Origin of the sequence: Acinetobacter sp. WC-743, from assembly GCF_000335555.1 — a bacterium.
Lineage (GTDB): Bacteria > Pseudomonadota > Gammaproteobacteria > Pseudomonadales > Moraxellaceae > Acinetobacter > Acinetobacter bereziniae.
Map to the genome: position 1 here is coordinate 102,931 of NZ_AMFQ01000090.1, position 23,515 is coordinate 126,445.

The 23,515-nt window shown below is 38.7% G+C and carries 23 protein-coding genes and 1 pseudogene; 15 read left to right on the forward strand and 9 right to left on the reverse strand.

Features of this window, described 5'->3' with window-relative positions:
- The first annotated feature begins 921 nt into the window (after positions 1-921).
- Together ACINWC743_RS12685 and ACINWC743_RS12690 are read left to right on the forward strand one after the other, a co-directional pair.
- Complete coding sequence (locus tag ACINWC743_RS12685) at positions 922-1,848, forward strand: DMT family transporter (protein WP_009585763.1); 927 nt, start codon at positions 922-924, stop codon at positions 1,846-1,848.
- 24 nt (positions 1,849-1,872) lie between these two features.
- On the forward strand, positions 1,873-2,748 hold the full coding sequence (locus ACINWC743_RS12690) for a S66 peptidase family protein (RefSeq protein ID WP_004827730.1): 876 nt from the start codon (positions 1,873-1,875) through the stop codon (positions 2,746-2,748).
- 63 nt (positions 2,749-2,811) lie between these two features.
- Here ACINWC743_RS12690 and soxR read toward each other — a convergent pair whose 3' ends face one another.
- Positions 2,812-3,402 carry a redox-sensitive transcriptional activator SoxR gene (gene soxR / locus ACINWC743_RS12695; protein WP_009585678.1) on the reverse strand — a complete coding sequence of 197 codons (591 nt, stop codon included), beginning with the start codon at positions 3,400-3,402 and terminating at the stop codon, positions 2,812-2,814.
- Positions 3,403-3,474: 72 nt separating this feature from the next.
- Here soxR and ACINWC743_RS12700 point away from each other — a divergent pair, with 72 nt between their 5' ends.
- The 4 genes from ACINWC743_RS12700 (at position 3,475) to ACINWC743_RS12715 (ending at position 6,520) form a co-directional block, all read left to right on the forward strand.
- A complete protein-coding gene (locus ACINWC743_RS12700; RefSeq protein ID WP_004827725.1) occupies positions 3,475-3,906 on the forward strand; it encodes a RidA family protein in 432 nt (143 codons plus the stop codon).
- Positions 3,907-3,928: 22 nt separating this feature from the next.
- Positions 3,929-5,119: an MFS transporter gene (locus tag ACINWC743_RS12705; RefSeq protein ID WP_009585688.1), complete on the forward strand. Its 1,191-nt coding sequence runs from the start codon at positions 3,929-3,931 to the stop codon at positions 5,117-5,119.
- Positions 5,120-5,612: 493 nt separating this feature from the next.
- Complete coding sequence (locus tag ACINWC743_RS12710) at positions 5,613-6,032, forward strand: lysozyme inhibitor LprI family protein (RefSeq protein ID WP_009585720.1); 420 nt, start codon at positions 5,613-5,615, stop codon at positions 6,030-6,032.
- Positions 6,033-6,100: 68 nt separating this feature from the next.
- A complete protein-coding gene (locus tag ACINWC743_RS12715; protein WP_009585732.1) occupies positions 6,101-6,520 on the forward strand; it encodes a hypothetical protein in 420 nt (139 codons plus the stop codon).
- A gap of 22 nt (positions 6,521-6,542) precedes the next feature.
- On the opposite strand, the pseudogene ACINWC743_RS24870 reads toward ACINWC743_RS12715, so the two are convergent.
- Together ACINWC743_RS24870 and ACINWC743_RS12720 are read right to left on the reverse strand one after the other, a co-directional pair.
- Positions 6,543-6,692, reverse strand: a pseudogene (locus tag ACINWC743_RS24870) (IS3 family transposase); the annotation flags it as partial.
- A 178-nt stretch (positions 6,693-6,870) separates the two neighbouring features.
- On the reverse strand, positions 6,871-7,515 hold the full coding sequence (locus ACINWC743_RS12720) for a HEPN domain-containing protein (protein WP_009585665.1): 645 nt from the start codon (positions 7,513-7,515) through the stop codon (positions 6,871-6,873).
- Between the two features lie 451 nt (positions 7,516-7,966).
- Here ACINWC743_RS12720 and ACINWC743_RS12725 point away from each other — a divergent pair, with 451 nt between their 5' ends.
- The 9 genes from ACINWC743_RS12725 to ACINWC743_RS12765 all read left to right on the forward strand — a co-directional run bounded on the left by ACINWC743_RS12725 (position 7,967) and on the right by ACINWC743_RS12765 (position 17,473).
- A complete protein-coding gene (locus tag ACINWC743_RS12725) occupies positions 7,967-9,313 on the forward strand; it encodes an amidase (protein ID WP_009585752.1) in 1,347 nt (448 codons plus the stop codon).
- Positions 9,314-9,368: 55 nt separating this feature from the next.
- Entirely contained in the window at positions 9,369-10,253 is an 885-nt protein-coding gene (locus ACINWC743_RS12730) for a polysaccharide deacetylase family protein (protein WP_009585707.1), read from the forward strand.
- A gap of 22 nt (positions 10,254-10,275) precedes the next feature.
- Positions 10,276-11,655 (forward strand): MFS transporter, encoded by a 1,380-nt coding sequence (locus ACINWC743_RS12735; protein ID WP_009585782.1) that lies wholly within the window; start codon positions 10,276-10,278, stop codon positions 11,653-11,655.
- 10 nt (positions 11,656-11,665) lie between these two features.
- Positions 11,666-12,436: an SDR family NAD(P)-dependent oxidoreductase gene (locus ACINWC743_RS12740; RefSeq protein WP_009585661.1), complete on the forward strand. Its 771-nt coding sequence runs from the start codon at positions 11,666-11,668 to the stop codon at positions 12,434-12,436.
- A gap of 87 nt (positions 12,437-12,523) precedes the next feature.
- Positions 12,524-13,273: an SDR family NAD(P)-dependent oxidoreductase gene (locus ACINWC743_RS12745; protein ID WP_009585730.1), complete on the forward strand. Its 750-nt coding sequence runs from the start codon at positions 12,524-12,526 to the stop codon at positions 13,271-13,273.
- A 19-nt stretch (positions 13,274-13,292) separates the two neighbouring features.
- On the forward strand, positions 13,293-13,589 hold the full coding sequence (locus ACINWC743_RS12750) for a hypothetical protein (protein ID WP_009585758.1): 297 nt from the start codon (positions 13,293-13,295) through the stop codon (positions 13,587-13,589).
- Positions 13,590-13,591: 2 nt separating this feature from the next.
- Positions 13,592-14,560: a CobW family GTP-binding protein gene (locus ACINWC743_RS12755; protein WP_009585660.1), complete on the forward strand. Its 969-nt coding sequence runs from the start codon at positions 13,592-13,594 to the stop codon at positions 14,558-14,560.
- 263 nt (positions 14,561-14,823) lie between these two features.
- Complete coding sequence (locus ACINWC743_RS12760) at positions 14,824-16,053, forward strand: carbohydrate porin (protein ID WP_009585748.1); 1,230 nt, start codon at positions 14,824-14,826, stop codon at positions 16,051-16,053.
- 229 nt (positions 16,054-16,282) lie between these two features.
- Entirely contained in the window at positions 16,283-17,473 is a 1,191-nt protein-coding gene (locus tag ACINWC743_RS12765; RefSeq protein WP_035301128.1) for an ABC transporter substrate-binding protein, read from the forward strand.
- 27 nt (positions 17,474-17,500) lie between these two features.
- Here the strand turns inward: ACINWC743_RS12765 and ACINWC743_RS12770 are convergent, their stop codons facing one another.
- From ACINWC743_RS12770 to ACINWC743_RS12795, 6 genes are all read right to left on the reverse strand, one after another.
- Positions 17,501-18,505, reverse strand: a complete 1,005-nt coding sequence (locus ACINWC743_RS12770; protein ID WP_009585767.1) for a GntR family transcriptional regulator — start codon at positions 18,503-18,505, stop codon at positions 17,501-17,503.
- Between the two features lie 271 nt (positions 18,506-18,776).
- Entirely contained in the window at positions 18,777-20,093 is a 1,317-nt protein-coding gene (locus ACINWC743_RS12775; protein WP_009585770.1) for a carbohydrate porin, read from the reverse strand.
- 90 nt (positions 20,094-20,183) lie between these two features.
- Positions 20,184-21,413 (reverse strand): L-fucose:H+ symporter permease, encoded by a 1,230-nt coding sequence (gene fucP, locus ACINWC743_RS12780; protein WP_009585742.1) that lies wholly within the window; start codon positions 21,411-21,413, stop codon positions 20,184-20,186.
- Positions 21,414-21,438: 25 nt separating this feature from the next.
- Positions 21,439-21,774 (reverse strand): L-rhamnose mutarotase, encoded by a 336-nt coding sequence (locus ACINWC743_RS12785; RefSeq protein WP_009585672.1) that lies wholly within the window; start codon positions 21,772-21,774, stop codon positions 21,439-21,441.
- Positions 21,775-21,803: 29 nt separating this feature from the next.
- Positions 21,804-22,586, reverse strand: coding sequence for an SDR family oxidoreductase (locus ACINWC743_RS12790; RefSeq protein WP_009585736.1), 783 nt, complete (start codon positions 22,584-22,586; stop codon positions 21,804-21,806).
- A gap of 35 nt (positions 22,587-22,621) precedes the next feature.
- Complete coding sequence (locus tag ACINWC743_RS12795) at positions 22,622-23,446, reverse strand: amidohydrolase family protein (protein WP_009585657.1); 825 nt, start codon at positions 23,444-23,446, stop codon at positions 22,622-22,624.
- Between the last annotated feature and the right edge of the window lie 69 nt (positions 23,447-23,515).

A 23,515-nucleotide genomic window follows, 5' to 3' on the forward strand; every position in this document is an offset into this window, starting at 1 on the left:
CTCAAGCTAATTTTTCTTTAAGTCAACATCGTCAATAAACGATGCTTCCCCCAGATGCGTTTGTTATGAATTTTTGGATTCTAATTGAACTTTTTTAAAATACCACCCAATATTTATTTAATAAATACCCATATTTTGAACTGATGATTCATAAATATAATTGTAAGATATACCTACTATTCAATTTATTGTATTTTTCCTGTAATGCACATCCTGCATTTTCTAACATCCTTTGACTCCAGTTTGACTAATTGATCTTTTTTTCATCATATCTTTACTGTTTTTCATCAAAACTTGCTTCAATGGATTGGCATTTATGGCATTTTTTTATCTTTTTCTAGCGTATCCATTGTGGCTTAAATACGCTATAAAACAATAGATTTAACCTAAATATCATTCACAGTATTGGCATTTCTGACAATTTATAACTGTTTTCATCCTGCTTCAATTGGCTTTTTATGACATTTTTTTAGTCAAAAATGTAAGTCATTTTTCATTCCATTTTTTAATTTCATTAATAAAAAAAAGTACTTGGAATAAATAACCTCATTAACCTATATCCAAGTCAAAACCAATTACAAAAATTTTTACTCTTTTTCAATTTGCCATTTTGTCAATTAATAGTACCGAACACCATTCAGGTGAGTTGCTTATAAATTGCACCACTTTTGTGCAAAAAACAACACGACAATCTCAAACCGACAAAAACAAATTATTCAGCGTTGATTTTGATCAATTTTTTATTCTAATACGAGCTGATTGCCGAGTAAAAAATTGCATAAAGTATTATTTCCTTGTGTAGTATTCCTTTTATTATGCAAATTCATTGCTTTTTTGCATTTCACCTGATGAAAAACAACATTTATACTGCTTGTTCAAATATACATGTCGAATGACGACATCGTTAATGCAGTCAAATTCATGAAATTTTCTATCTCTAGCACACAGCTTGGTTCAATTTTCGCACTGGGTGCAGCTTTCTTGTTTAGTACTAAAGCTATTTTTATTAAACAAGCCTATGCTTTATCGCCATTAGTCGATAGTACAGTCCTTATGGCTTTACGAATGGCAAGTGCATTACCCTTCTTTCTTCTGTTATGTTGGTTCAATCACCACCATAACAAAAACATCACACCTAGGGATTGGGGTTTATTGGTCGCTGCTGGTTTGATGGGGTATTATTTTTCAAGTTGGTTAGATTTTGCTGGCTTAATGTACATCAGTGCTTCACTTGAACGAATTATTTTATTTCTCTACCCTACACTGACTGTAATCGCCACAAGCTTTATTTATAAACAGAAGTTAAATCTTAGAACCATCATCGCAATTGCATTAAGCTATGGCGGAACCGTCATTGTGATGCTTCAAGAGCAAAGTACTGTGCCACATGAAGGAAACTTCTGGCTAGGCGTAAGTCTAGTCTTTGCCAGTGCCGTGTCCTTTGCCACTTATTTATTGATGACACCACGTTTGATTCAAAAGTTTGGCTCATGGAATTACACAGGTTTGGCTTTGAGTATTGCTTGTTTTGGTACTTTAACCCATTTTGCTATTGCGACACCCCACCCAATACAACTCCTCAATCAACTGCCGATGACCGTCATTTGGTATGGTATTGCACTGGGATTATTGGTCACAGTATTACCTACGATTTTGGTGGCTCAGAGTATTTCTCGCTTGGGAGCAGCACAAGCTGCAATGATTGGTTCAATTGGTCCCATTCTCACCATTATTTTGGCAGTTGCTTTGCTGGGTGAACATATGAATGCGATACAATGGTTTGGTTGCTTGTTGAATATCATCGGTGTCATGATGATCACCTTATCTAAAAAGAAACTTGCACACTAAGTTTTGTAAAAGTTTGGAAGAAATATGCATTTTAAAATTGTATCGCCAAGTGCGTGCGTAGATATTGAAAATATCAAATTGGCTCAAACTCATTTAGAACGCTTAGGTCATCAAGTCAGTTTAGGACAACATGTTTTTGCACAATACCGTTATTTGGCTGGTACGATCGAACAACGTGTAGAAGATTTAAAACAAGCTTGTTTAGATCCCACCGTAGATGCTGTTTGGTGTGGTCGTGGTGGTACAGGCGCTGCGATGTTATTGCCCTTTTTAGGTGAATGGATTTTAAATAAGCCAATTATTGGTTATTCAGACACAACCGTATTATTAAATTATATTGCCATGCATGGTGGTCAAGCTTTACACGCCCCCGTATTTCAAGAAATTGCGGTTAAGAACTTAGATAATTCACCATTATCTTATGATGCATTAAAAACCGTTAGTCTATTAACTGCGGACTCTCACAAACAAAACCTGTATGCATTATCTGCTATAAATAGGTTTAATCAAAATCAAGTGCTTGAGAACTTACATATATTAGGGGGTAATCTGACAGTACTTTGTAGCTTACAAGGAACACCTCATGGTTTAGTGCTTGATCAACCGAGTGTCTTACTGATTGAAGATGTTGGTGAACCATATTATCGAATTGAACGCGCTTTCACTCAACTTCTACAAAGTATTCATACATCAAACCTCAAAGCTGTGGTGTTAGGTGATTTTTATCAGTGTCCACAGAAAAACGTACCTCAAACGATTGCAGAGATTGTCGCGGAACACTTAGAAGCGCTCAACATTCCACTTTACCAATGTGATTGGTTTGGTCATGGTGCAGTCAACCGCCCTTTTTGGATTGGTCAGAAAGGAAAAATTACAGGTACTCAGTTAATCATTGGGTGAGGCTACATAAAACCGATTGAATCAAGCGGTATAAATAACGGAACTCAACACTGATCGTGATGTTCAATCTTGAAAAAACTGCATATTGATTAAATTGCTGATCACTTCCTGAAAATGAGCCCCTGCTGAAGTTTGTCCCAATTCATCATTTGGATTTCGTAAGGGGCATTGTTGCAAGGATAAGCAACCACAACCAATACATTTATCCAACTGTTGACGTAATTTCAGCAAATCCATAATTTTCTGATCCAATTGGGTTTGCCATGCTTGAGACATTTCCTGCCAATCGGACTTACTGGCAACTTTCTGACGAGGCAGTATCGCGAAGGCATCCTTGACTTGTTGCAAACTGATGCCGACTTGTTGTGCAATTTTAACAATCGCAACACGTCTTAACATTGCACGCTGATAGCGTCTTTGATTCCCTTGCGTACGCGTACTCCAAATCAAATCTTTATCTTCATAAAAGCGAATCGCAGGTACACTTACCCCACTCCGTTGAGCAAGCTCGCCGATGGTCAACCATTGTCCCAAGTGCTTTTCCGCAAGCTGATTTTGCTCTTCATCAAGCATTTGAATCAGATTCTGTTGATCAATCTGTTTTGAATTTGTTTGCTCTGGCTGTTTTTGTTTCCCGCAATGATTTAATTTCAATTTTTGCTTGACCTACAGTTAACTTGAGCTTTGATACTAGCAAAAGTTTCCCATTGATAGAATGTTGACAATATGAATTCGAAATCAGATCTTCCACAAATCAAATCATTTCAGATGACCAACCCAAATACTCTTTATAATCCCACAGCATTTGCGTATAGTCATGTGGCTGAAGTGCGTCATTATTTACGTATTTTGCACATATCTGGACAAGGTGGTGAAAACCAACAAGGACAATTATCCAAAGATTTTGCGCAACAAGTTCATCAAGCTTTTATCAATCTGCAACACGCTTTACATGCAGTAGATGCATCATTAATGGATATTGCTGTTTTAAGAATACTCGTGGTCGATCATAGCCCTAAAAAACATCAGTTTTTAATTCAGGAAATGCAACAGCTTTGGAAAAATCAAAACTTTCCAGCTTGCACATTAATTCCTGTCCCGTGTCTTGCCTTACAAGGGATGCTCATTGAAATTGAAGCAACCGCTTATTGTATGTAACTTCGAGAACTAGGAAATTTTTATGAATGCTCAACTCGATATTAGCCAAAATAAAGCATTACTTTGGCTAATGGCGATTGCCTGTGGTTTATGTGCGGGAGCAAACTACTATAGCCAACCTTTAATCCACTCGATTCAACAATACTTTAATATGCCTGAATCGCAAGTTGCGCTTACTGTGACTTTTGCCCAAGTATCCTATGCGCTTGGGCTGTTATTCATTGTGCCTCTGGGTGATATTGTCAATAAAATTAAATTTATTCCGTGGCTGATGTTTTGTGCTGCCATTGGTTTATTGATGTGCGCTTTTGCCATCAATCTTCCTATGCTTTGGGCAGGTACCATTATTACAGGTTTATTTTCTGTTGCTGCGCAAGTTCTCATCCCGCTTGCGACCATGGCAGTAAAACCTGAAAAAACGGGTGAAGTAGTTGGTTTCCTCATGAGTGGTCTCTTGGTCGGGTTATTGCTTTCAACCAGTCTTGCAGGCTTGTTGTCAAACTTATTTAACTGGAAATTGATTTATTTTGTTAGTGCGGTATTGATGCTCATTTTGGCTTATTTACTGAAAACTCGCCTACCCCATGTGCCTATTTTAAAAATGAGCTATGCTCGAATTTTTCATTCGATGGCTTTGCTACTTAAAGAAGAACGACGTTTAATTTACCGCGCCATTATTGGTGGTTTTGTTTTCGCAGCCATGAGTATTTTGTTTTCTACGATTGCCGTTTTACTCACCTCAGAACCCTTTAAACTGCCAGATGTATTGGTGGGTGTAGCCACATTGATTGGTGTATTTGGTGCCTTAGCAACTGCAAAGATTGGAAAAATCGCCGATCGAGGACATACCACAATTCTGACTTGGATTGGAATCGCAGTCATGATTTTAAGTTGGGGACTACTCTATCTAGGGGGAACCAACTTAACTGCATACATTCTCGGCTATGGTCTCATTAGTTTTGGATTGGCTGTGGTACACACCAGCAATCAAAACATTATTTTCCGCCTACGCCCAGATGCAAAATCGCGAATCAATTCTATCTACATGACTGCCTATTTCACTGGGGGTGCATGTGGTTCAGCATTGGGCGTATATGCTTGGCATCACGGAGGCTGGACAATGACCTGCTTGGTTGGACTAAGTTTAGTATTTGGAGCAGCACTGTTTTCTCTTTTAGACCGCCTATATCTCAATAGAGCACAGACCATTTAAAGCATTCTAAAATCAAAATCCTTCAAAATTTGGGGGATTTTGATTTTTTAAGAGACTTATTATTTTAATAAAAATACGGACACTGAAATCATTCTATTTGAATAATATTCACTGTAACTATTGTGTGAAAAAATCGATCATAATATATTCACATTAATAGTCGCGATAAAACTCCAAAAAATGCGATGCACACAATTTAAATGGATATGCGGGTTACTATCTTGAAGCTATATGAATAAACAGTTGAGGAGCAGTAATTATACGGAAGATAAATCTCAGAACTTTAAAGAAATTTGTACAGGACAATCAATATTTTTGGGAAAAAACATCCAAATATCCATGATTATTCAAATTTAAAGTTGATACACTTTGGTCAAAATGATAACCCTGTCCTGTCTTTGTTAAAGTGTGATTGACGACATTCAAGTAAGTTTTTTCAACTCGCACAATAACCAACATTCATCCTCACAGATCAACCAAGAGTTTATCCCTTATGAAAAAAATACGATTAGCATGCTTACCGATCAGTTTTTTATGTACTTTTTCAAGCTTGGTCTCTGCTGCACCAATAGGAAATGAAAACTTATTATTAAGCCAAGCTTTTATAAACTGTGACAACAGTGCCCAAGGCATTATTGAACAGGCAGCTTGTCTAAAAGATGAGGAGGAGCGTCAAGATAAGCAATTGAATAGTATCTATAAAAAATTACAATCGCATTTGAATGCTACCCAGAAAACGAAACTGGTTGCATCACAACGTATTTGGCTACAATCACGTCAAAGTGATGCTGAACTGGAAACAACGTTGTATGGTCAATCACAGCCAGACAACTTGCAAATTGAACTTAATGAGATACAACGTACAGCAGCCCGCACTGCACAATTGCAACGCTATCTGATTTTATTGCAATAATGCAAATCAAAGCATAGAAGTACTCAAGAACGAACATCGAGATCAAGATAAAACTAAAGGTTAAACATATGAAAAAATTTAAAAGTACTACATTATTGTTTATCTCTCTTCTTCCTTTTGCAGCTTTTGCCGATGATGAAATGCCTCATCCTCTTCCAGATGATTCTTATATTCATGCCAAATTAAGCAGCAGTTATGCTCAATGTATCAAGCAAAGTGGTGCTGTAACATTTGAAATGCAAAGCTGTATGGACCAAGAATATGCTCAACATAAGAACCGCGTTGAACAGGCCTTTGCCAAAATCATCAGTCGTCCAGACAGTGTGAAAAAAGACCAACAGATGGATGAGATCGCAGCATGGTGGGAAAACACCAACAAGTATTGTAATTGGGATCCTAAAACCGAAGGACAGGGACAAATGTTAGATGCACAGTCTTGCCGCCTGAACCGTATAGCTAATCTTGCGGATAAACTCAGCCACTATTGAGTCTCATAAATTAAAACGAATACTAATCAGTATTGTAGACAGGATTTCGCTCTAAAATCTTAAAATATTTTTGCTCAAATACTTCGGAGCTTAACCGACCATTTGCAGAATGCCTTCTGATTTGATTGAAATAAACTTCAATCTATTCAAACAAGACTGAGTTTGTTTGTTTTAGCAAATATGCTGAGCATCACGAAGGCTGGACAATAACCTGCTTGGTTAGACTAAGTTTAGTATTTAGAGCAACGCTGTTTTCTCTTTTAGATCATCTTTATATCGATAAAATCCAATCTGCTTAAAAATATCTATGCAACAATCCCTCATGTTTAGAGGGCTTGTTTTCTTTCAATTCATGACACTTGTAATAATGGATAAAATGGCGTATCAAAATCAAAATTTTGAGGATTTTCCAAAATAATATGCATACTTGCCGGGATTACAGCAATCAAGATATTACAACTGTCTTGTAGCAATTTGCGATTCATCGAACTGTTATAGGTTGCTCCACCCAAAATAATTTGATGTTGTAAAGTCAATAAACGTTGAAAAACAATCTCTAATAATGTGATCGAATCCTGAGCCTGTCGTGCTTCCGTTGCACGCTTTTTTTCTGCAATAAATGCTTGCTTCCATGTTTTCTGATTTATTTTTTGATTTTGATCATCCCAAAAATTTTGAAATGTATAAGGACTTTCAATCAGTCGAGCAATTGCATCATGACATCTATCCCATAAAATATGCTGAATTTTTTGCTCTCGATCAAATCGCACTATACCGCTGAAAAATTGACTAAAATCTTGCTCACCGTCTTTGATTTTAACCCATTGTGGTGTGATTGCACTTAAAGCAATCCATAAACTGATGAATTTCAAATCAAGATCGCTTTCCAAAATCACAGCTTTTTTGAGCCAGCTCAAGCCACGATGTATACGTAAATTGAATTGCTCAGAATTTTCCGCTTTTTTACTTTTATAAACTTCTTCTAAAACCAACATCCCCAATACCTTAGATTATTTTTTTGATGATTTACCTTACGCAATGACAGTGTGGTGAGCAAGTGGTTTGTCTTATTTTAAAACTGATGAGAAAAATTTATCTTTATCACAATAACAAATCAGAAAGCCAACAATAAAATCTTCAAAATTTCAAAGCAGTTAACCAGTTCATTTAAAAAAATCTACGTCATTCACCTCAGTCATCCTATTCGAAATAGCACTAAATCGAGTGAAAAGTTAAGTGAAATCACTACTTAATGATCTTTTTTTTAAAAAATACATTTTATACTATTCTTAATAAGATATTTATAATAATGAAAAAATTATAAAGAAATAAAAAATAATTTATTTTTTAATCGTACATTATTTACTCTTTTAATTTTTTAACTTAAGATTAAATAAATTAAAAAATGTATATGTTATTAAAATATACAATTATTAGGAGAATGGCATGGATGACGCAATTTCCTTATCACAGCAATATGCACAAGGAATCACCGATCCAATTCAAGAGCTGGAAAGAGCGTTTGATGTTATACAACAGGTAAATGACAGCACTTTTATTTCCTTAAGCATAGAACGTGCTTATCGAGAAGCACACGCTTCGACTGAACGTTGGAAAGCCCATGCACCGTTATCTCTATTTGATGGTGTTCCCATTGCGTGGAAAGACCTTTTTGATGTGCAAGGAACTGTGACCACAGCAGGTTCAAAAAACCGAGAGCATCATGCCGTTGCACAGCAAGATGCAGATGGCGTCATGCAACTGACTCGTATGGGTATGGTCAATCTGGGAAAAACCAATTTGACTGAATTTGCTTACTCTGGGTTAGGTTTAAACCCACACTTTGGCACACCTAAGAATGTGGTTGATCCACGATGTATTCCTGGGGGATCATCATCAGGCGCAGCAACATCTGTAGGACAAAAAATTGTCCCTATTTCTATGGGTACGGATACCGCAGGTTCAATTCGGATTCCTGCATCCTTTAATGGCTTAGTGGGTTATCGAAGTAGCAGTTCACGTTATAGTAAAAAAGGCGTTTTTCCTCTTGCCGCAAGCTTAGATAGCGTAGGTCCAATCAGTCATAGTGTTCGTGACTGTATTGTTTTAGATCAGCTTATGCTTGGACAAATTCAGTCAAATATCCCCTCTCAACCGCAATCAAAAAACATGCAAATCTATGTCGATTTAGACATGCTTAACCACCCAAGCGTTCAGGATTGTGTGAAGCATAATTTCTTACAAACGATTGAAATACTCGAACAAGCAGAAATCCGTGTGGTGCATAAACGCATAGGTGCATTTAATCAAGCACAAACCCTGATTGACTCAGGTCAATGGCTAGGTGCTGCTGAGGCATATACCTTACATGAAGCCTTATTACACTGTGATCAAGCAGAATTTATGGATCAGCGGGTAAGAAAACGCCTGCTTTCGGCAAAAGATACCTTGGCTTCTAGCCAAATCCATCTTTATCAAATGGCACAGCATTTAAAAGCAAGCTTAAAAACAGAACTGGCCGAAGGATTTTTACTGACGCCAACTACTGCACATACTGCACCTGAACTTGCACCTTTAGAGGCAGATGAAGCCTTATTTATCCAAACAAATCTCAACACGCTTAGATTAACCATGCCCGGCAGTTATTTAGATATGCCAAGTATCTCACTTCCGAATGGAACCGACTCAAATGGGCGCCCTACAGGAATTTTACTCTCAAGCTACAGTGGTAATGATCAAAGTCTTTTATCTGCCGCCCTGAGTATTGAATATATTCTTCACAACAATGATTAGCACAATCATTTTAGTTCCACCAAACACTTAACTTTATTTTATCGAGGATGATGACATGGCTAAAAAGGAAATCTTAGTTTCATTTGGAGTTGACGTTGATGCAGTCGCTGGTTGGCTAGGGTCTTATGGCGGTGAAGACTCGCCAGATGATATTTCACGAGGCTTGTTTGCAGGTGAAGTCGGGTCAATACGTTTACTGAATCTATTTAAAAAGTATGGTTTAAAAACCACTTGGTTTATTCCAGGGCACTCTGTAGAAACATTCCCTGAACAAATGAAAGCCGTTGTAGATGCTGGACATGAAATTGGTATGCATGGTTATAGCCATGAAAATCCAATTGCGATGACACCTGAACAAGAGGAAGCAGTGCTGGATAAAGCAATTGCGCTCATTACTGAATTATCGGGCAAACGTCCAACAGGATATGTCGCACCATGGTGGGAATTCAGTAATGTTACCAACGAACTTTTGTTAAAAAAAGGCATCAAATATGACCATAGTTTGATGCATAACGATTTCACACCTTATTACGTTCGTGTGGGTGATTCGTGGACCAAAATTGATTATAGCCAACAGCCTGAAACATGGATGAAACCACTATTTCGTGGTGAGGAAACGGACTTGATTGAGATTCCTGCCAATTGGTATCTCGATGATTTACCCCCGATGATGTTTATTAAAAAATCTCCAAATAGTCATGGTTTTGTCAATCCTCGTGATATCGAACAAATGTGGAAAGACCAATTTGACTGGGTCTATCGAGAAATGGATTATGCCGTTTTCCCGATCACCCTACACCCAGACGTTTCTGGTCGACCACAAGTTTTATTGATGTTGGAACGTCTGATTGAACACTTCAAAGCCCACGATGGGGTGAAATTCGTCACCATGGATGAAATTGCAAACGACTTCGCGCAGCGCTGTCCTCGCAAAGGTTAAAAATTCCATAGAAGGAAAAGGAATGATGAGCGAAAACATAGATGTTAAAAGCAGCATTGATGTGAATCAGGCTGCTTCGCAAGATAAATTAATCAACTGGCATCCTGAGCAAATTCAGCAAAAAGATATCACTTATGCCTCTTGGATTGCTTTTTTTGCATGGGTGTTTGCAGTTTATGACTTTATTTTGTTTGGTACTTTATTGCCTGTCATGGGCGGTCATTTCAACTGGAATGAAGCTGAACAAGCCAGTTTAGTCACTTGGATTGCCATCGGCGGTGCAATTGTTGCGTTCGCTATTGGACCAATTGTAGATCGTATTGGTCGGCGTAAAGGGATTATTTTCACCATGACAGGTACAGCAATCGCTACAGCGATGACCGCCATGGCAGGAGTTGGAAAAAGCTCACTGGTTGCCATTCGTTCTGTTGCTGGTCTGGGTTATGCCGAAGAAGGGGTAAATGCAACTTATCTCACCGAAATGTATGCCACTTCAAAAGATGAAAAATTTCAAAAACGTAAAGGCTTTATCTACTCTTTGGTGCAAAGTGGCTGGCCTGTAGGGGCATTACTTGCAGCAGCATTGACTGCAATTTTACTTCCTTATGTGGGTTGGCAAGGTTGTTTTATTTTTGCTGCTATTCCAGCATTTATCATTGCTTTTCTAGCCAGAAATTTAAAAGAAAGTCCCCAGTTTCAAGTTGTGCAAAAAATTAATCAACTGAAACAGTCTGGCGAAAATGAACAAGCAGATCAATTGGCTCGTCAGTACCATTTAGATGACCCAGAACAACAAAAAGTGGGCGTGATGGCTGCTTTTAAAGGTTCGGCATTACGCCCAACATTAGTACTAAGTTTAGCGATTTTGCTGAACTGGTCTGCCATCCAAGTCTTTAGTGTATTGGGAACATCTGTGTTGGTGAATGTTCACAACTTGTCTTTTCAAAACTCCTTAATCATTTTGATTCTCTCGAATCTGATCGGTTTTGTTGGCTATTTGGTTCACGGTTGGTTAGGAGATCGTATTGGTCGTCGTAATACTGTTGCCATGGGTTGGATGTGTGGCGGTGTGGCGTTCTATGCCATGATCGTTGCTTCTCATGACCTGGTCACAGTGGTCGCCCTTTATAGTGTTGGTTTATTTTTCTTAACAGGTCCTTACTCTGCAATGTTGTTTTTTATGGGGGAATCTTTTCCAACACGCATACGCGCAACGGGTGGTGCGATTGTACATGCGATGGGACCGATCGGTGCAATTTTAGCTGGTGCAGGTATCACCAGTATTCTCACTGGTGGTGGAGCTTGGGCAAGTGCGGCAATTTGGTTTGGTGCCCTACCTTGCTTCTTGTCTGGTGTGGTCATGCTTATGGCACGCCATGTAAAACCTGAAGATGTGAAATAAGGAAATGAGCATGACTTTAAACAATACTCCCGTAGCATTTATTACTGGAGCTGCCAGTGGGATTGGACAAGCTTTGACTGTTGCATATGCAAAACAGAATATTCGAGTTGTTGGCGGTTATTTTGAGAAAGATCCACATGACCCAAACATCACCGAACAACTGGTCAAAGAGGTAGGCGGACAATGTGTCATGGTTGCAGTAGATGTGACCGATACTGAGTCTGTACAAAGCGCAGTACAAAGTGCAATAACACATTTTGGGCGCTTAGATTATGCGATTGCCAATGCAGGTTTGTTACGTCAAAGCTCAATCATCGACATGACAGATCAAGCATGGAATGAAATGTTAAATGTTGATTTAACTGGTGTAATGCGTACCTTCCGTGCAGCAAGTCTATACATGCAAAGTTCAGGTGCAATGGTTGCCATTTCCTCTATCGCAGGGGGTGTTTATGGTTGGCAAGCACATAGCCATTATGCTGCTGCCAAAGCAGGTATCCCTGGCTTATGTAGATCTTTGGCTGTTGAACTGGCACCTAGAGGAATTCGTTGTAATGCGGTTATTCCCGGTTTGATTGAAACCCCACAATCTTTAGATGCGCAAAATTCTCTTGGTCCTGAAGGTTTAAAACTTGCTGGACAGAAAATTCCCTTAGGACGTGTCGGTCGTGCCGATGAAGTTGCCAAACTGGTTCGCTTCTTAACCAGTGATGATGCCAGCTATATCACAGGACAAAGTATTATTGTTGATGGTGGGCTAACCATTCGTTGGCCTGATTAATCAACAATCCCCCTACTCATATGTTGAACAAGCTTGATTTTGAAATTTATTGATGAGGTCAAGCTGTTCTTTTTATTGGAAGAATACATGAAACCATTAAATGAATGTCGTGTTGTGGTGACGGGAGCCGCCAGTGGTATTGGTGCTGCGATTGCACAAGCATTTGCTAAGCAAAATAGCCGTTTGGTGTTATGCGATTTAAATGCTGAAGGTCTAGAACAAATTGCCCAACGCTGCCGCCAATTTGATACGCAAGTGACCACCATTATCGCAGATCTGGGCACTGAACAAGGTGCGCATCAAACTGTGGATTGCTGTGTGAAAACCTATGGTGGAATAGATGTTTTAGTCAATAACGCAGGCATTTTAACCCAAGCCCCTTGTACAGAACTCAGCAAGAAAATGTGGGACGACATGCTTCGTATTGACTTAACCAGTGTGTTTTTAACCAGTCAACGGGCATTACCTCATATGATCAAGCAAAAATGGGGGCGGATTATTAATATTTCCTCCCAACTTGGGATTAAAGGCGGGATTGAACTGGCACATTATTGCGCAGCCAAAGCCGGTGTAATCGGTTTTACCAAATCTTTAGCTCAAGAAGTCGCTAAAGATAATGTATTGGTCAATGCAATAGCACCGGGTCCAATCGCCACACCACTGGTCGATGGTATTAGCCAAAGCTGGAAAGATGAAAAAGCCAAACAATTACCTTTGGGGCGTTTTGGAACAGCTGAAGAAATTGCGCCAACCGTAATTTTATTGGCGTCGGATCCTGGCGGTAATTTGTACGTGGGTCAGACACTCGGACCAAACAGTGGCGATGTGATGCCTTAATCAATGGAGTAATGGTGCAATGTGTGGATTATGTGGATTGATAGGTGAACAACAGGATTGGACAGACAGCCTAAGATCTGATCTGCCTAGACGGCGAGAGCGTTTACGTAAAATTAAAATGCTTAATCACATTACTGCATCTTATCGCCTTTCTATCACTGACTTTCAGGGCGTGAATTATCTAATTCAGACACCTACCGGCAAACAAAGTATTGCCAATGGGCTTGATCAATTATGGAACGAAATCCAGCAATTAACGGGGCAAAAAATAGATGTTCTTGATCCTCGACTGTTATCACATTTAGAGGCTTTATAAATATGACGATACCTGTGCATATTGTGACTGGTTTTTTAGGCAGTGGAAAAACCACGTTGATAAAAAAATTACTGACACAAACACAAAATGACAGCACGATCGTTTTAATTAATGAATTGGGTGAAGTCGGTATTGATCATCTGTTGGTACAAACAGTCGCGGAGAATACCTATTTGCTCGCCAATGGTTGTATGTGTTGCAGTGTTTTAACCGATTTAAAAGATAGCTTGTTAAAACTCTTACAACAACGTAAACAGGGAGAGATTCCAGATTTTAAGCGTGTCATTATTGAAACCACAGGTTTAGCTAATCCAGCAGCGATTTTAAATACAATTCATCATGATACACATATTAAAAATCAGTTTTATGTACATGGCTTAAGTACGGTTGTTGATGCCGAGTTAGGTCATTTACAGGCTAGGTTGCATCCAGAATGGTTAACCCAAGTCGTTGCTGCACATCAGATTATTTTGAGTAAGACTGATCGGGTTGATCTTTCAACACAACAGCTTTTATCTGAGAAAATCCAACAGCTTCACCCTGAAGTGAATATTCAATCCATCAATCAAATTGATTGCGTTGATGACATTTTTTCTCAAGATTTAGCGCAGCAACAACATCTTTCACGACCGCAATTTTTTCTAAAAACTCAACAAGACCAGCATGCAATGACTCAAAGTTGCGTGCTGGAATGGACAACAAAACTGGATTGGATGGTATTCGGACTATGGATAAATCTATTACTTAAACAATATGGTGAAAATATTCTACGGATAAAAGGGATTTTAAACTTAACTGAATTTGACCAACCTGTTTTGATTCACGGCGTACAACACTGTTTATACCCACCAGAGCATTTAGCCCAATGGCCGTGGGAAGATCGCTATTCGCGTATTGTCATGATCGTGAGACATGTTGATCTTGAACAGATAAAAAAGTCATTTCAAATTTTTATGGAAAAGCTGAACTAAGTTAATTACGAAAACCTTCAAACTTCTGTGTTTTTAAAACATGGAACAGGATTTCTATGCCTAGATTTAACTAAAAATATTTTCTCAGACTTCAATTTTTAAATTTTTTATGAGGATTTATCACAACTTGCAAAGATAAATACAGCAATGATCAAGGAGTCATCATGAGCTAGAACAATTCAAAAAGTAGGGATACTGAGCTTTTAAAGCTTCTGTTTTTTTTGCCGAAAAAACATGAGTTACTCAAAAATATGGAGTAAAAAATGAAAAAAATCGTATGGATGATGGCATTCGCAGGATTATCATCAACATCATCAATTTATGCAAAAAATGCTTTTACAAGTGACAGCCCATGGATGTTGGGCGATGGACAGGGTCAACGTACAGCTTTAATTGAAAAAGGCTATGATTTTGGCATAAGTTATACGGGTCAAGGTGCAACTGTACTTGATACCCAAATCAGTAGTGAAAAAGACTCGGCTTATGCAGATCAATGGAGCTTTTTGGGAAATTTTGACTTAAATAAAATTTTGGATTGGAACGATACTGAAGCGTTGATCAATATTACTTATCGCTCAGGTCAGCAAGTTGAAAATAAGTCACAGGTGTTGTCTCCACATATCAGTCAAGTTCAAGAAGTGTATGGTCGAGGACAAACATGGCGTTTAACGGACTTATGGATTAAAAAGAAATTCTTCGACCAGAAGTTAGATGTAAAAATCGGACGATTTGGTGAAGGAGAAGACTTTGCCAGTTTTGATTGTGATTTTCAAAATCTTGCTCTATGTGCAGGTCAAATTGGACATTGGTCAGGAGATCAATGGTATAACGGTCCTGTAAGCCAATGGGCAACTCGTGTTAAATGGAATATCTCTCCAAATTTATCAGCGCAAGTTGGTGTCTATGAATACAATCCTGAAAATCTAAAAAGAAGTAAAGGCTTTAACCTGAGTACAGATGGTTCCAAGGGCGCACTGCTTCCAATAGAGCTGATTTGGAAGCCTGAAAATTTAATTCAAAACTTGGCTGGTGAATATCGTTTAGGTTATTACTACAGCACAGCTGATGTAACAAACGTGCAAATCCAAAACGATCGTAAAGAACATAAGAACGGGACTTGGATTTCAGCCAAGCAACAGTTAACAAGCCATGCTGGCGATGTAAATCGAGGTTTAACATTGATGGGGCAAGTTGCTGTTTATGACAATAAAACCAGTATTTTTAATGATGCAGAAACACTTGCTGTGACTTATAAAGGTCTATTTGATCAGCGTAAACAAGATGAAATTGGGCTAGGTATATCACGAATTGCTGTCGACAGTCGGCAAAATCCCCATTTGAATAACGAGATCAATGCTGAATTGTATTATAGTCTGCTCGCAACACCGTGGCTTAAAGTGCGCCCCAACCTGCAATATATTGACCGTATTGGCGCAAATAAAAATCAGGGTGATGCCTGGGTAGCTGGGTTAAAGTTTAATCTAAACTTTTAACATGGCTTCAACAGCACTCCACCAAGTTAAAACGTAGTGACTCGTATACACTACGTTTTAACTTAAAGCTAAGTTATAGTCAGCAAAAGCCTGTCATTTACAAAAAAGTAAAATCAGCATATACAATACTTAAGCTTGATCATGATGATCAGTTCTAAGGGTTTTAAATCATAATTTTGGTTTAAAGACAACGTTTGTAATGGTCGTTTGTCCCTAAAAAAGCAGGATAATGCATACTTTGAAAACATCATCTAAACCGACTTTAAGGGTCTTAGGTACTTCAGTCACCCTAATTGAAGCAATAAGAAAACAAGCTGAAATAGATCTTGGTTTTGATATTGAATATCAAATTCACGACCCTCAAACCGCACAACGTATTGCAGTATTAAATCCAGATCAATATGACCTTTATGATCAATGGTTCCATAATATTGATTTTGTTTGGCCAGTCAGGTCCATTCAGCCCATAGAAATTAAGAAAATTCACCGCTGGGATGAAGTCAATGATTTAGCAAAGAAAGGAACTTTACTTGCTGATCAACCGTTGGCAAAAGGTGGCGTTCCAAGTCAACGATTATATGTACAAAAAGATGGTACGTTGGGTAGTCAGGAATCTGAATATATCAGCATGCTTCCCCTTACCCACAATGTAGACAGTTTTATTTATTTTCCAAAATTTTTACCTAAAAACTTACATGATCAACCCGAAAGTTGGGCATGGCTATTAGAGCAAAATTGGAATGGTTGTGTCACGGTACAAAACGATGCTGCGATTGGTGCACTCGATTTAGCAATGGCAGTACAGGGTTCGGGGCAATTGCAGTTTAAAGATATCGGTAATTTATCTTTATCTGAAATTGATCAATTGACTTCAATCTTGCTTGAGCTTAAACAGCAACAACATTTCAAAGATTTTTGGGCTGATGATGCACATGCTTATAATTTAATTGTCGATCAAAATATTCATATCGGCAGTTTATGGTACCCCGCACTGATCAAATTACTAAAAGCAAAACGAGATTTTAAAATTGCAAAACCTGTAGAAGGATACCGTGCTTGGTTTGGCGGATTGGCATTATCTCGAAATTTGCAGGGACAAATGAAAGATCATGCTTATGCGTATCTCAACTGGTGGCTTAATGGTTGGGCAGGTGCCATGATGGCAAGACAAGGCATGTATATTTCAAATCCACTACGAGCACGAGAATATTTAAGCTCGGCTGAATGGGATTTTTGGTATATGGGTAAACCTGCTGCGGAAGCGTTAATGGGAATTGATCAACAACCTTTAATTAAAAAAGGTATGCTGCGCCAAGGCGGTTCCTATATAGAAAGAATGGGGCATATCGGAGTCTGGAATTCTGTAATGGATGAACACAACTACTTAGTCAGAAAATGGAAAAACTTGATGCAACACTAGGCTACGATCGCTATTCCATTTAAATGATTAGGAAATTCTTTCTAGATATGGAGGAATATTCGGTTCAGGAATAATTGAAAAGACTTTTAAATATTCAACCGAACGCTTTTTTGCATTAATCAAATGCTTTTCTAAATATTCCAAGCCTTGATCTATCGAGCCACACAACAAGGCTTCTAGAATTGCTTTATGTTCTTCTAACATCAACTCATAATTGCTCAGATGAATCGCATCATGGATCACTCGGCTAATCAAAATAGAGCTCTGCGCATTGTATAAAATATTTGCCATTTTCTGATTATGCCATTTGATATTGCACAAGGTTTGATGCAGATCAGCTTCAATCTGTTGGATCAATGAGGCATTCACGTCCTGTTTATGGGTTTGTGCGTAGCGAATACGATTTAACATCTGCTGAATATCGTCATAAGAAATATGATGAATATTGGCTTTTAACGCCAATGGTTCAAGAATTAAGCGCAGTTCATAGTTTTCGATTACGCTTTGTGCAGTTAATGGACCAGCAAGCCAATCTCCGTATGCCTCTTTTTCGACTAAGCCTTGTAAATGTAGACTTTTTAATGCCTCACGTACAACATTGCGTCCCACATTAAAATGCTCAGCAATGCGCTGTTCATCAAGTCGATAGTGTCCATGTAAAATAATATAAGATATGCATTGATACAGCTCATCATAGACTTTATCGCTTAATAAACGGGTATCAATAATGTCCTCATCAGATGCTAGCCCCAATAATTCTCGTGTGATCTCCAGTCTAATCGGTTCAATATCATTTGATTGTTCTGGATTGACCAAATAACCTCGACCTTCAAAACGTGAAATTAATTGTTGATCAAATAAAAGTTGTAATGCCTTACGAACAGGAACACGGCTGGTATTAAAAATATTCGAGAGCGGTCCTTCTAACAGAACAACACCAGTAGAAAGCGTATGACTGCGAATCACATTTTGCAAAGTCTCAAAAATACTTTGATAGCGTGAATTTGCTTGAGAAAATGTTTGAGCCGTCATAACAGGATATACAATTTAAAGTGGACTGGAATCTAGTAAATCATAATTTACACCAATAATGATCAAGCTGGGCAATGTGATCAAAACAATTTTAGAAAACAATGACTCAGATTCCATTGGCTTTCATGTTATATCTTAAAAGGTCAATATAGCCAAATATAAAAATTGATATGGGGTAACAAAAGAAAAAGTTACCTATTTTAATCACAACGCTATGATTAAAGGTAACTTTTCTATTTTCAATAACAACAAAATTTAAAGTATTGCAGCATTAGAAATTAATATTAAATTTTACGCCACCTACCCATGCATCACCATAGGCTTTATTGGCACCAATATTTTTGACATATTGAATATTTGGACGCACTGTTAACCAAGAAGCTGCTTTTAAGCCATAATAAATTTCTGCATCCAACTCATCATCAAACTTTTCATTGTTGACTTTGCCTTTAAACTTTATTGCATCTGTATTTACACCAATCCTCGCTAAACCAATTCCAATTTCATCGCTTGGGCGAGCATCAAATAATCCCTTGTAGACCACTGCAATATTTTGCGCATCACTATAGGCACTAGTTTTATCATCATAAAATGTCGCTTGTCCCATCAAGGTCAAACCACGAGATTCATCGCCATGGTGACGAGTCAATTGCTGCTTTGCTGAAAGCCAAGCCGCCCATTTATGATTATCAGCATCAAACTTTTGGGAAATTCCCGGAACTGAATAATCCACCTGTACATTCTGTGTATCCACAGTACTGGTAAAGTAACCAAGTCGGTACTCTCCCGGCAAACTTAAATTTGCACTGGTTTTTTTCGGTTGCCAGACAATTTCCAAAGGAATCACAGCGCCATCTGAACCATCAGTACTTAAATTAAAACCATCACTTGCCGTAGTCGCATTGGCGTTAACGGTATTGCGTTCATATATTCCCATTTGAACGGCTAATTCTGGATGAATATTGTATTTAACTCGCCCTGCCCATTGGCTCACAGGACCGTTGTACCATTGATCTCCAGCCCAGTTTGCAACCTGACCACCACATAAAGCAAGGTTTTGAAATTCACAATCAAATCCAGCAAAGTCTTCACCAATACCAAAGCGTCCCAACTTGATATCCAAACGCTGATCAACAAATTTCTTTTTAATCCATAGGTCTGTTAAACGCCAAGTTTGACCTCGACCATATACTTCTTGCGTCTGGTTAAATTGTGGCGCCATGACATCGGCTTCGGTATTGAGTGCTTTTCCACCACGATGGGTGATGACAATTTTTGCTTCTGTATCACGCCACCCCAATATCTTATTTAAATCAAAGTTTGCACCAAAAGCCCATTGATCTGCATAAGCATTGCCCTTGCCATCACGATCAGCACTCATGACACCTGCAAACTCACCTGTATACCCCACATTAAAGTCATAGCCTTGATCTTTTAACTGGGTTCTTTTACCGTTCCAATCTCCAAACATCCACGGGCTATCTACACGAAAAGCATCTGCTGCGATTGCAGCGTTCATCGTTAACCCACTTGATAATGCAATGATTGTGAGTTGTACTTTTCTACGATTTCCATTTTGAATTTTCATGATATTGTCCTTAATGATCTTATCTTCGCCCTTATGATTAAATGGCGGTTTTCTCTTATTTATCGCGTTCAATGCGATAAAATTCGGTTATTAATTGACTTGTGCCAGTGTGATTTTTTGGTAGCTTTTCGCATAAAAAATTACGATTAGGAAGCAGATCAATGGCAATACATAGGCAATGTGTGTTCCATAGTGATCAGCCAATTTCCCCATGAAAAAAGGCATAATGGCACCGCCCACAATCGCCATGATCATAAATGAGCTGCCGATTTTTGTTTTAGAACCGAGATTCTTAACACCCATCGCAAAAATGGTCGGGAACATAATCGACATAAAGAAAAAGATACCAATCGCTGCGATTACTGAAATATATTCAGCGCCAGATAAAATCACGACACACAGCACACTGTTAATTACGGCATAAATCAACAACAAATGATTCGCGGAGATTTTGGACATGATGCCAGTGCTGACAAATCGCCCTATCAAAAAAGCCAGCATGGCAATAGATAAGAAATATGCGCCTTGTTGGCTTGAGCTCTGTGGCCAAGTTTCGACCACCAAGTTAATAAAAAATGCACCCACGCCAACCTGTGCGGCGACATAGAAAAACAGCGTAATAACACCAAATTTAAATTCTGAATGTGACCACATCGATGCACTATTATTTTGAAGATTGGCTGCATCCAATTTCGCTTCGTTTTCACGTAGATCAGGAAGTTTTGCTTTAGCAAAAAATACAATCAAAACAATAACAATTGCAGCAATACCGACATAGGTATAGGTCACAGCATCAAAACTTGCAGCACTGTCACCTTCAACCGAATTAAAGAAGAACAAACCTCCAATCAACGGACCAAAAAATTGTCCCAAGCCATTAAAAGACTGAGATAAATTAAGCCGCTGTTCAGCAGTCGACGGATCTCCCAATGCAGATGAGTAAGGGTTTGCAGCTGTTTCCAAACATCCTAGCCCTAAAGCCAGTACAAATAATGCAAATAAGAAAAAGCTAAATGTCATCATATTAGCCGCAGGAACAAAGAGCAGTGCCCCGATTGCATAAAGGGAAAGACCGAGAATAATCCCTGCTTTATAACCTCTTTTTTCAATAAATAAACCTGCAGGTAGAGCAATCACAAAATAGGCACCAAAATAAGCAGCCTGAATCAGCCCCGATTGTGCTTTAGAAATATGCAAAGCTTCCTGAAAATGTTTATTTAAAACATCGACCAAACCATACGACAATCCCCACATAAAGAAGAGTGTCGTGACCAATATCAACCCCATCCTAAATTGGGGTTCTGTAATTTTTGCCTTCATGGCTGAATTCCTTATATCATTCGGATTATTGTTTTAGATCAAATATTTTTTCCATTTCGATCCATTTTTCACCAGGTTTTGCACTTGGCAGTACTTGTTGGTACTGCGACATCAAAGTTTCCCACTCAAGATTTTTCGGTTCTGAATCCGCAACACTTTGTGCTAGGTCAGCGTCATAATCGTCAGTGGTGTCCATAATCATAAAAAGGCGATTTTCGACTTGCCAAATCTGCATATCCAGCACACCACGATTGCGAATATTGGTGGTGATTTCTGGCCATACTTTTTGATGATACTGTTGATATTGCTGGATCTTTTCAGCATCGTTCACAAGGTCTAAAGCCAAACAATAGCGTTTCATCTTTCGCTCCAGTTTTCGGCATATCTGTCTTAATCTTGATCTAAGGCACGATCTAAATGGGTATAACCGCCATCAACATATAAAAGTTGTCCAGTTGTATGCGATGAACGATCAGACAGTAAAAATACCGTGGTATTTGCAATTTCATGGGTCGTCGTCATACGATGACCAAACGGAATATTTTGGGTAATTTGTGCTAATTTCTGGGTCGGGTTATCAAAGCTATCCACCCAACGTTGATACAGTGGTGTCATGACTTCAGCAGGTAAAACCGCATTGACCCTCACCCCATCATCTTTAAATTGCGCAGCCCACTCTCGTGTCAAAGCCAATCGACCACCATTTGCTGCTGCATAACCACTGGTATGTCCCTGCCCTGTGACTGCAACTTTAGAGCCTATATTGACGATGCTGCCTTTGCTTTGTTTGAGATGCGGTATGCAAAAGTGCGCCATTGTAAAATAATGAATCAGGTTTTTATCTAAGGACTGTCTAAACGCATCAATACTGTCTTCAAGTCCGACATTGTCATTTATTCCAGCATTGTTGACTAAGCCATCTAGACGTCCATATAAATCAATAACCTTCTGAACGTTTTCTTGGCAGGCTTTTTCGTCGGTCAAGTCCAGTTGATGAAAGGAGTAATTTGCCTGCGTTTCCTGTAAAGATGCTTCGAATTCTGAACTCAGAGCTGAACGACCAAAAATGGCAACCGTTGCACCCTCTTGTGCCAGTAATAATGAAATTGCCCCACCAATTCCGGCACCACCACCTGTAACGATAAAGACTTTATTTTTGAGGTGTAAATCCATCTTTCCTATCTCCTATATTTAAAATCTTTTAAATTTCATAGCTTATATAAGCGTTTAGGTGTATCTGTTTCGACCTGTTTACGTTCTGAGTCACTCCAGTTGCGTGTCCATTCATCCCAAAATGCCAACAATGTGTCATAGCGATGGGTCGCAAAAGACACAGGCCAATCTGATCCCCAAAGCAAGCGTTCAGGACCAAAGAGTTCTAAGGCAATATCAAGGTGGGCTTGAAAATCTTGTGCTTTGCAGTGTGCACCCGCCTCTGTCACCAAACCTGAAATTTTGCAGTTCACATGTTTTAATGCGGCTAATTCTTTCATGTTCTTTTTCCACACAGTAAAACCATCACTGGAATAGATCTGTGGCTTGGCTAAATGATCAATCACCAACGCATATTGATCATGTCGTTGGGAAAATTTTACGGCTGCATCCAAATCTTTCTGATGAATCAAAACACCATAAAGCAACTCAGCTTGCTGAATTTTTTCTACGCCCAGATTAAATTGGTGGTTGTTCAACATATAGGCTGTAGGATCAGGCTCATCTTGAAGCATGTGACGAAAGCCTTTTATCCGCTTATTTTGTTTGAATTTTTCCAACTGCATTTCAGCGTCTTTTTTAAAATCAAACCATGCCACAATGCCTTTGATAATCGAATGTTGCTCTGCCAGTCCATTCAGATATTCATTTTCCTCCCAAGACGGTCTTGCCTGAACAGCGATCAAACCTTCTATTCTGGCAGGCAATTGCACGAACAAATCTTCAGGAGACATGTCTTTTGCAATGGCGCTTAAGTCATCCGTCATCCAAGGGAATTCAACTGGATTGTATTTCCAAAAATGAATATGGCTATCAATCACTTATATACTCCTTGTGGCTTTATGCAGTTTCATTCTTTTCTCAATGGATGAACTGTAAAATCATCCTTA

Excerpts from the sequence above, each read along its gene's own strand:
- ACINWC743_RS12685 (WP_009585763.1), top strand. The coding sequence starts at position 922 with ATGAAATTTTCTATCTCTAGCACACAGCTTGGTTCAATTTTCGCACTG.
- ACINWC743_RS12690 (WP_004827730.1), top strand. The coding sequence starts at position 1,873 with ATGCATTTTAAAATTGTATCGCCAAGTGCGTGCGTAGATATTGAAAAT.
- ACINWC743_RS12700 (WP_004827725.1), top strand. The coding sequence starts at position 3,475 with ATGAATTCGAAATCAGATCTTCCACAAATCAAATCATTTCAGATGACC.
- ACINWC743_RS12705 (WP_009585688.1), top strand. The coding sequence starts at position 3,929 with ATGAATGCTCAACTCGATATTAGCCAAAATAAAGCATTACTTTGGCTA.
- ACINWC743_RS12710 (WP_009585720.1), top strand. The coding sequence starts at position 5,613 with ATGAAAAAAATACGATTAGCATGCTTACCGATCAGTTTTTTATGTACT.
- ACINWC743_RS12715 (WP_009585732.1), top strand. The coding sequence starts at position 6,101 with ATGAAAAAATTTAAAAGTACTACATTATTGTTTATCTCTCTTCTTCCT.
- ACINWC743_RS12720 (WP_009585665.1), bottom strand. The coding sequence starts at position 7,515 with ATGTTGGTTTTAGAAGAAGTTTATAAAAGTAAAAAAGCGGAAAATTCT.
- ACINWC743_RS12725 (WP_009585752.1), top strand. The coding sequence starts at position 7,967 with ATGGATGACGCAATTTCCTTATCACAGCAATATGCACAAGGAATCACC.
- ACINWC743_RS12730 (WP_009585707.1), top strand. The coding sequence starts at position 9,369 with ATGGCTAAAAAGGAAATCTTAGTTTCATTTGGAGTTGACGTTGATGCA.
- ACINWC743_RS12735 (WP_009585782.1), top strand. The coding sequence starts at position 10,276 with ATGATGAGCGAAAACATAGATGTTAAAAGCAGCATTGATGTGAATCAG.
- ACINWC743_RS12740 (WP_009585661.1), top strand. The coding sequence starts at position 11,666 with ATGACTTTAAACAATACTCCCGTAGCATTTATTACTGGAGCTGCCAGT.
- ACINWC743_RS12745 (WP_009585730.1), top strand. The coding sequence starts at position 12,524 with ATGAAACCATTAAATGAATGTCGTGTTGTGGTGACGGGAGCCGCCAGT.
- ACINWC743_RS12750 (WP_009585758.1), top strand. The coding sequence starts at position 13,293 with ATGTGTGGATTATGTGGATTGATAGGTGAACAACAGGATTGGACAGAC.
- ACINWC743_RS12755 (WP_009585660.1), top strand. The coding sequence starts at position 13,592 with ATGACGATACCTGTGCATATTGTGACTGGTTTTTTAGGCAGTGGAAAA.
- ACINWC743_RS12760 (WP_009585748.1), top strand. The coding sequence starts at position 14,824 with ATGAAAAAAATCGTATGGATGATGGCATTCGCAGGATTATCATCAACA.
- ACINWC743_RS12765 (WP_035301128.1), top strand. The coding sequence starts at position 16,283 with ATGCATACTTTGAAAACATCATCTAAACCGACTTTAAGGGTCTTAGGT.
- ACINWC743_RS12770 (WP_009585767.1), bottom strand. The coding sequence starts at position 18,505 with ATGACGGCTCAAACATTTTCTCAAGCAAATTCACGCTATCAAAGTATT.
- ACINWC743_RS12775 (WP_009585770.1), bottom strand. The coding sequence starts at position 20,093 with ATGAAAATTCAAAATGGAAATCGTAGAAAAGTACAACTCACAATCATT.
- fucP (WP_009585742.1), bottom strand. The coding sequence starts at position 21,413 with ATGAAGGCAAAAATTACAGAACCCCAATTTAGGATGGGGTTGATATTG.
- ACINWC743_RS12785 (WP_009585672.1), bottom strand. The coding sequence starts at position 21,774 with ATGAAACGCTATTGTTTGGCTTTAGACCTTGTGAACGATGCTGAAAAG.
- ACINWC743_RS12790 (WP_009585736.1), bottom strand. The coding sequence starts at position 22,586 with ATGGATTTACACCTCAAAAATAAAGTCTTTATCGTTACAGGTGGTGGT.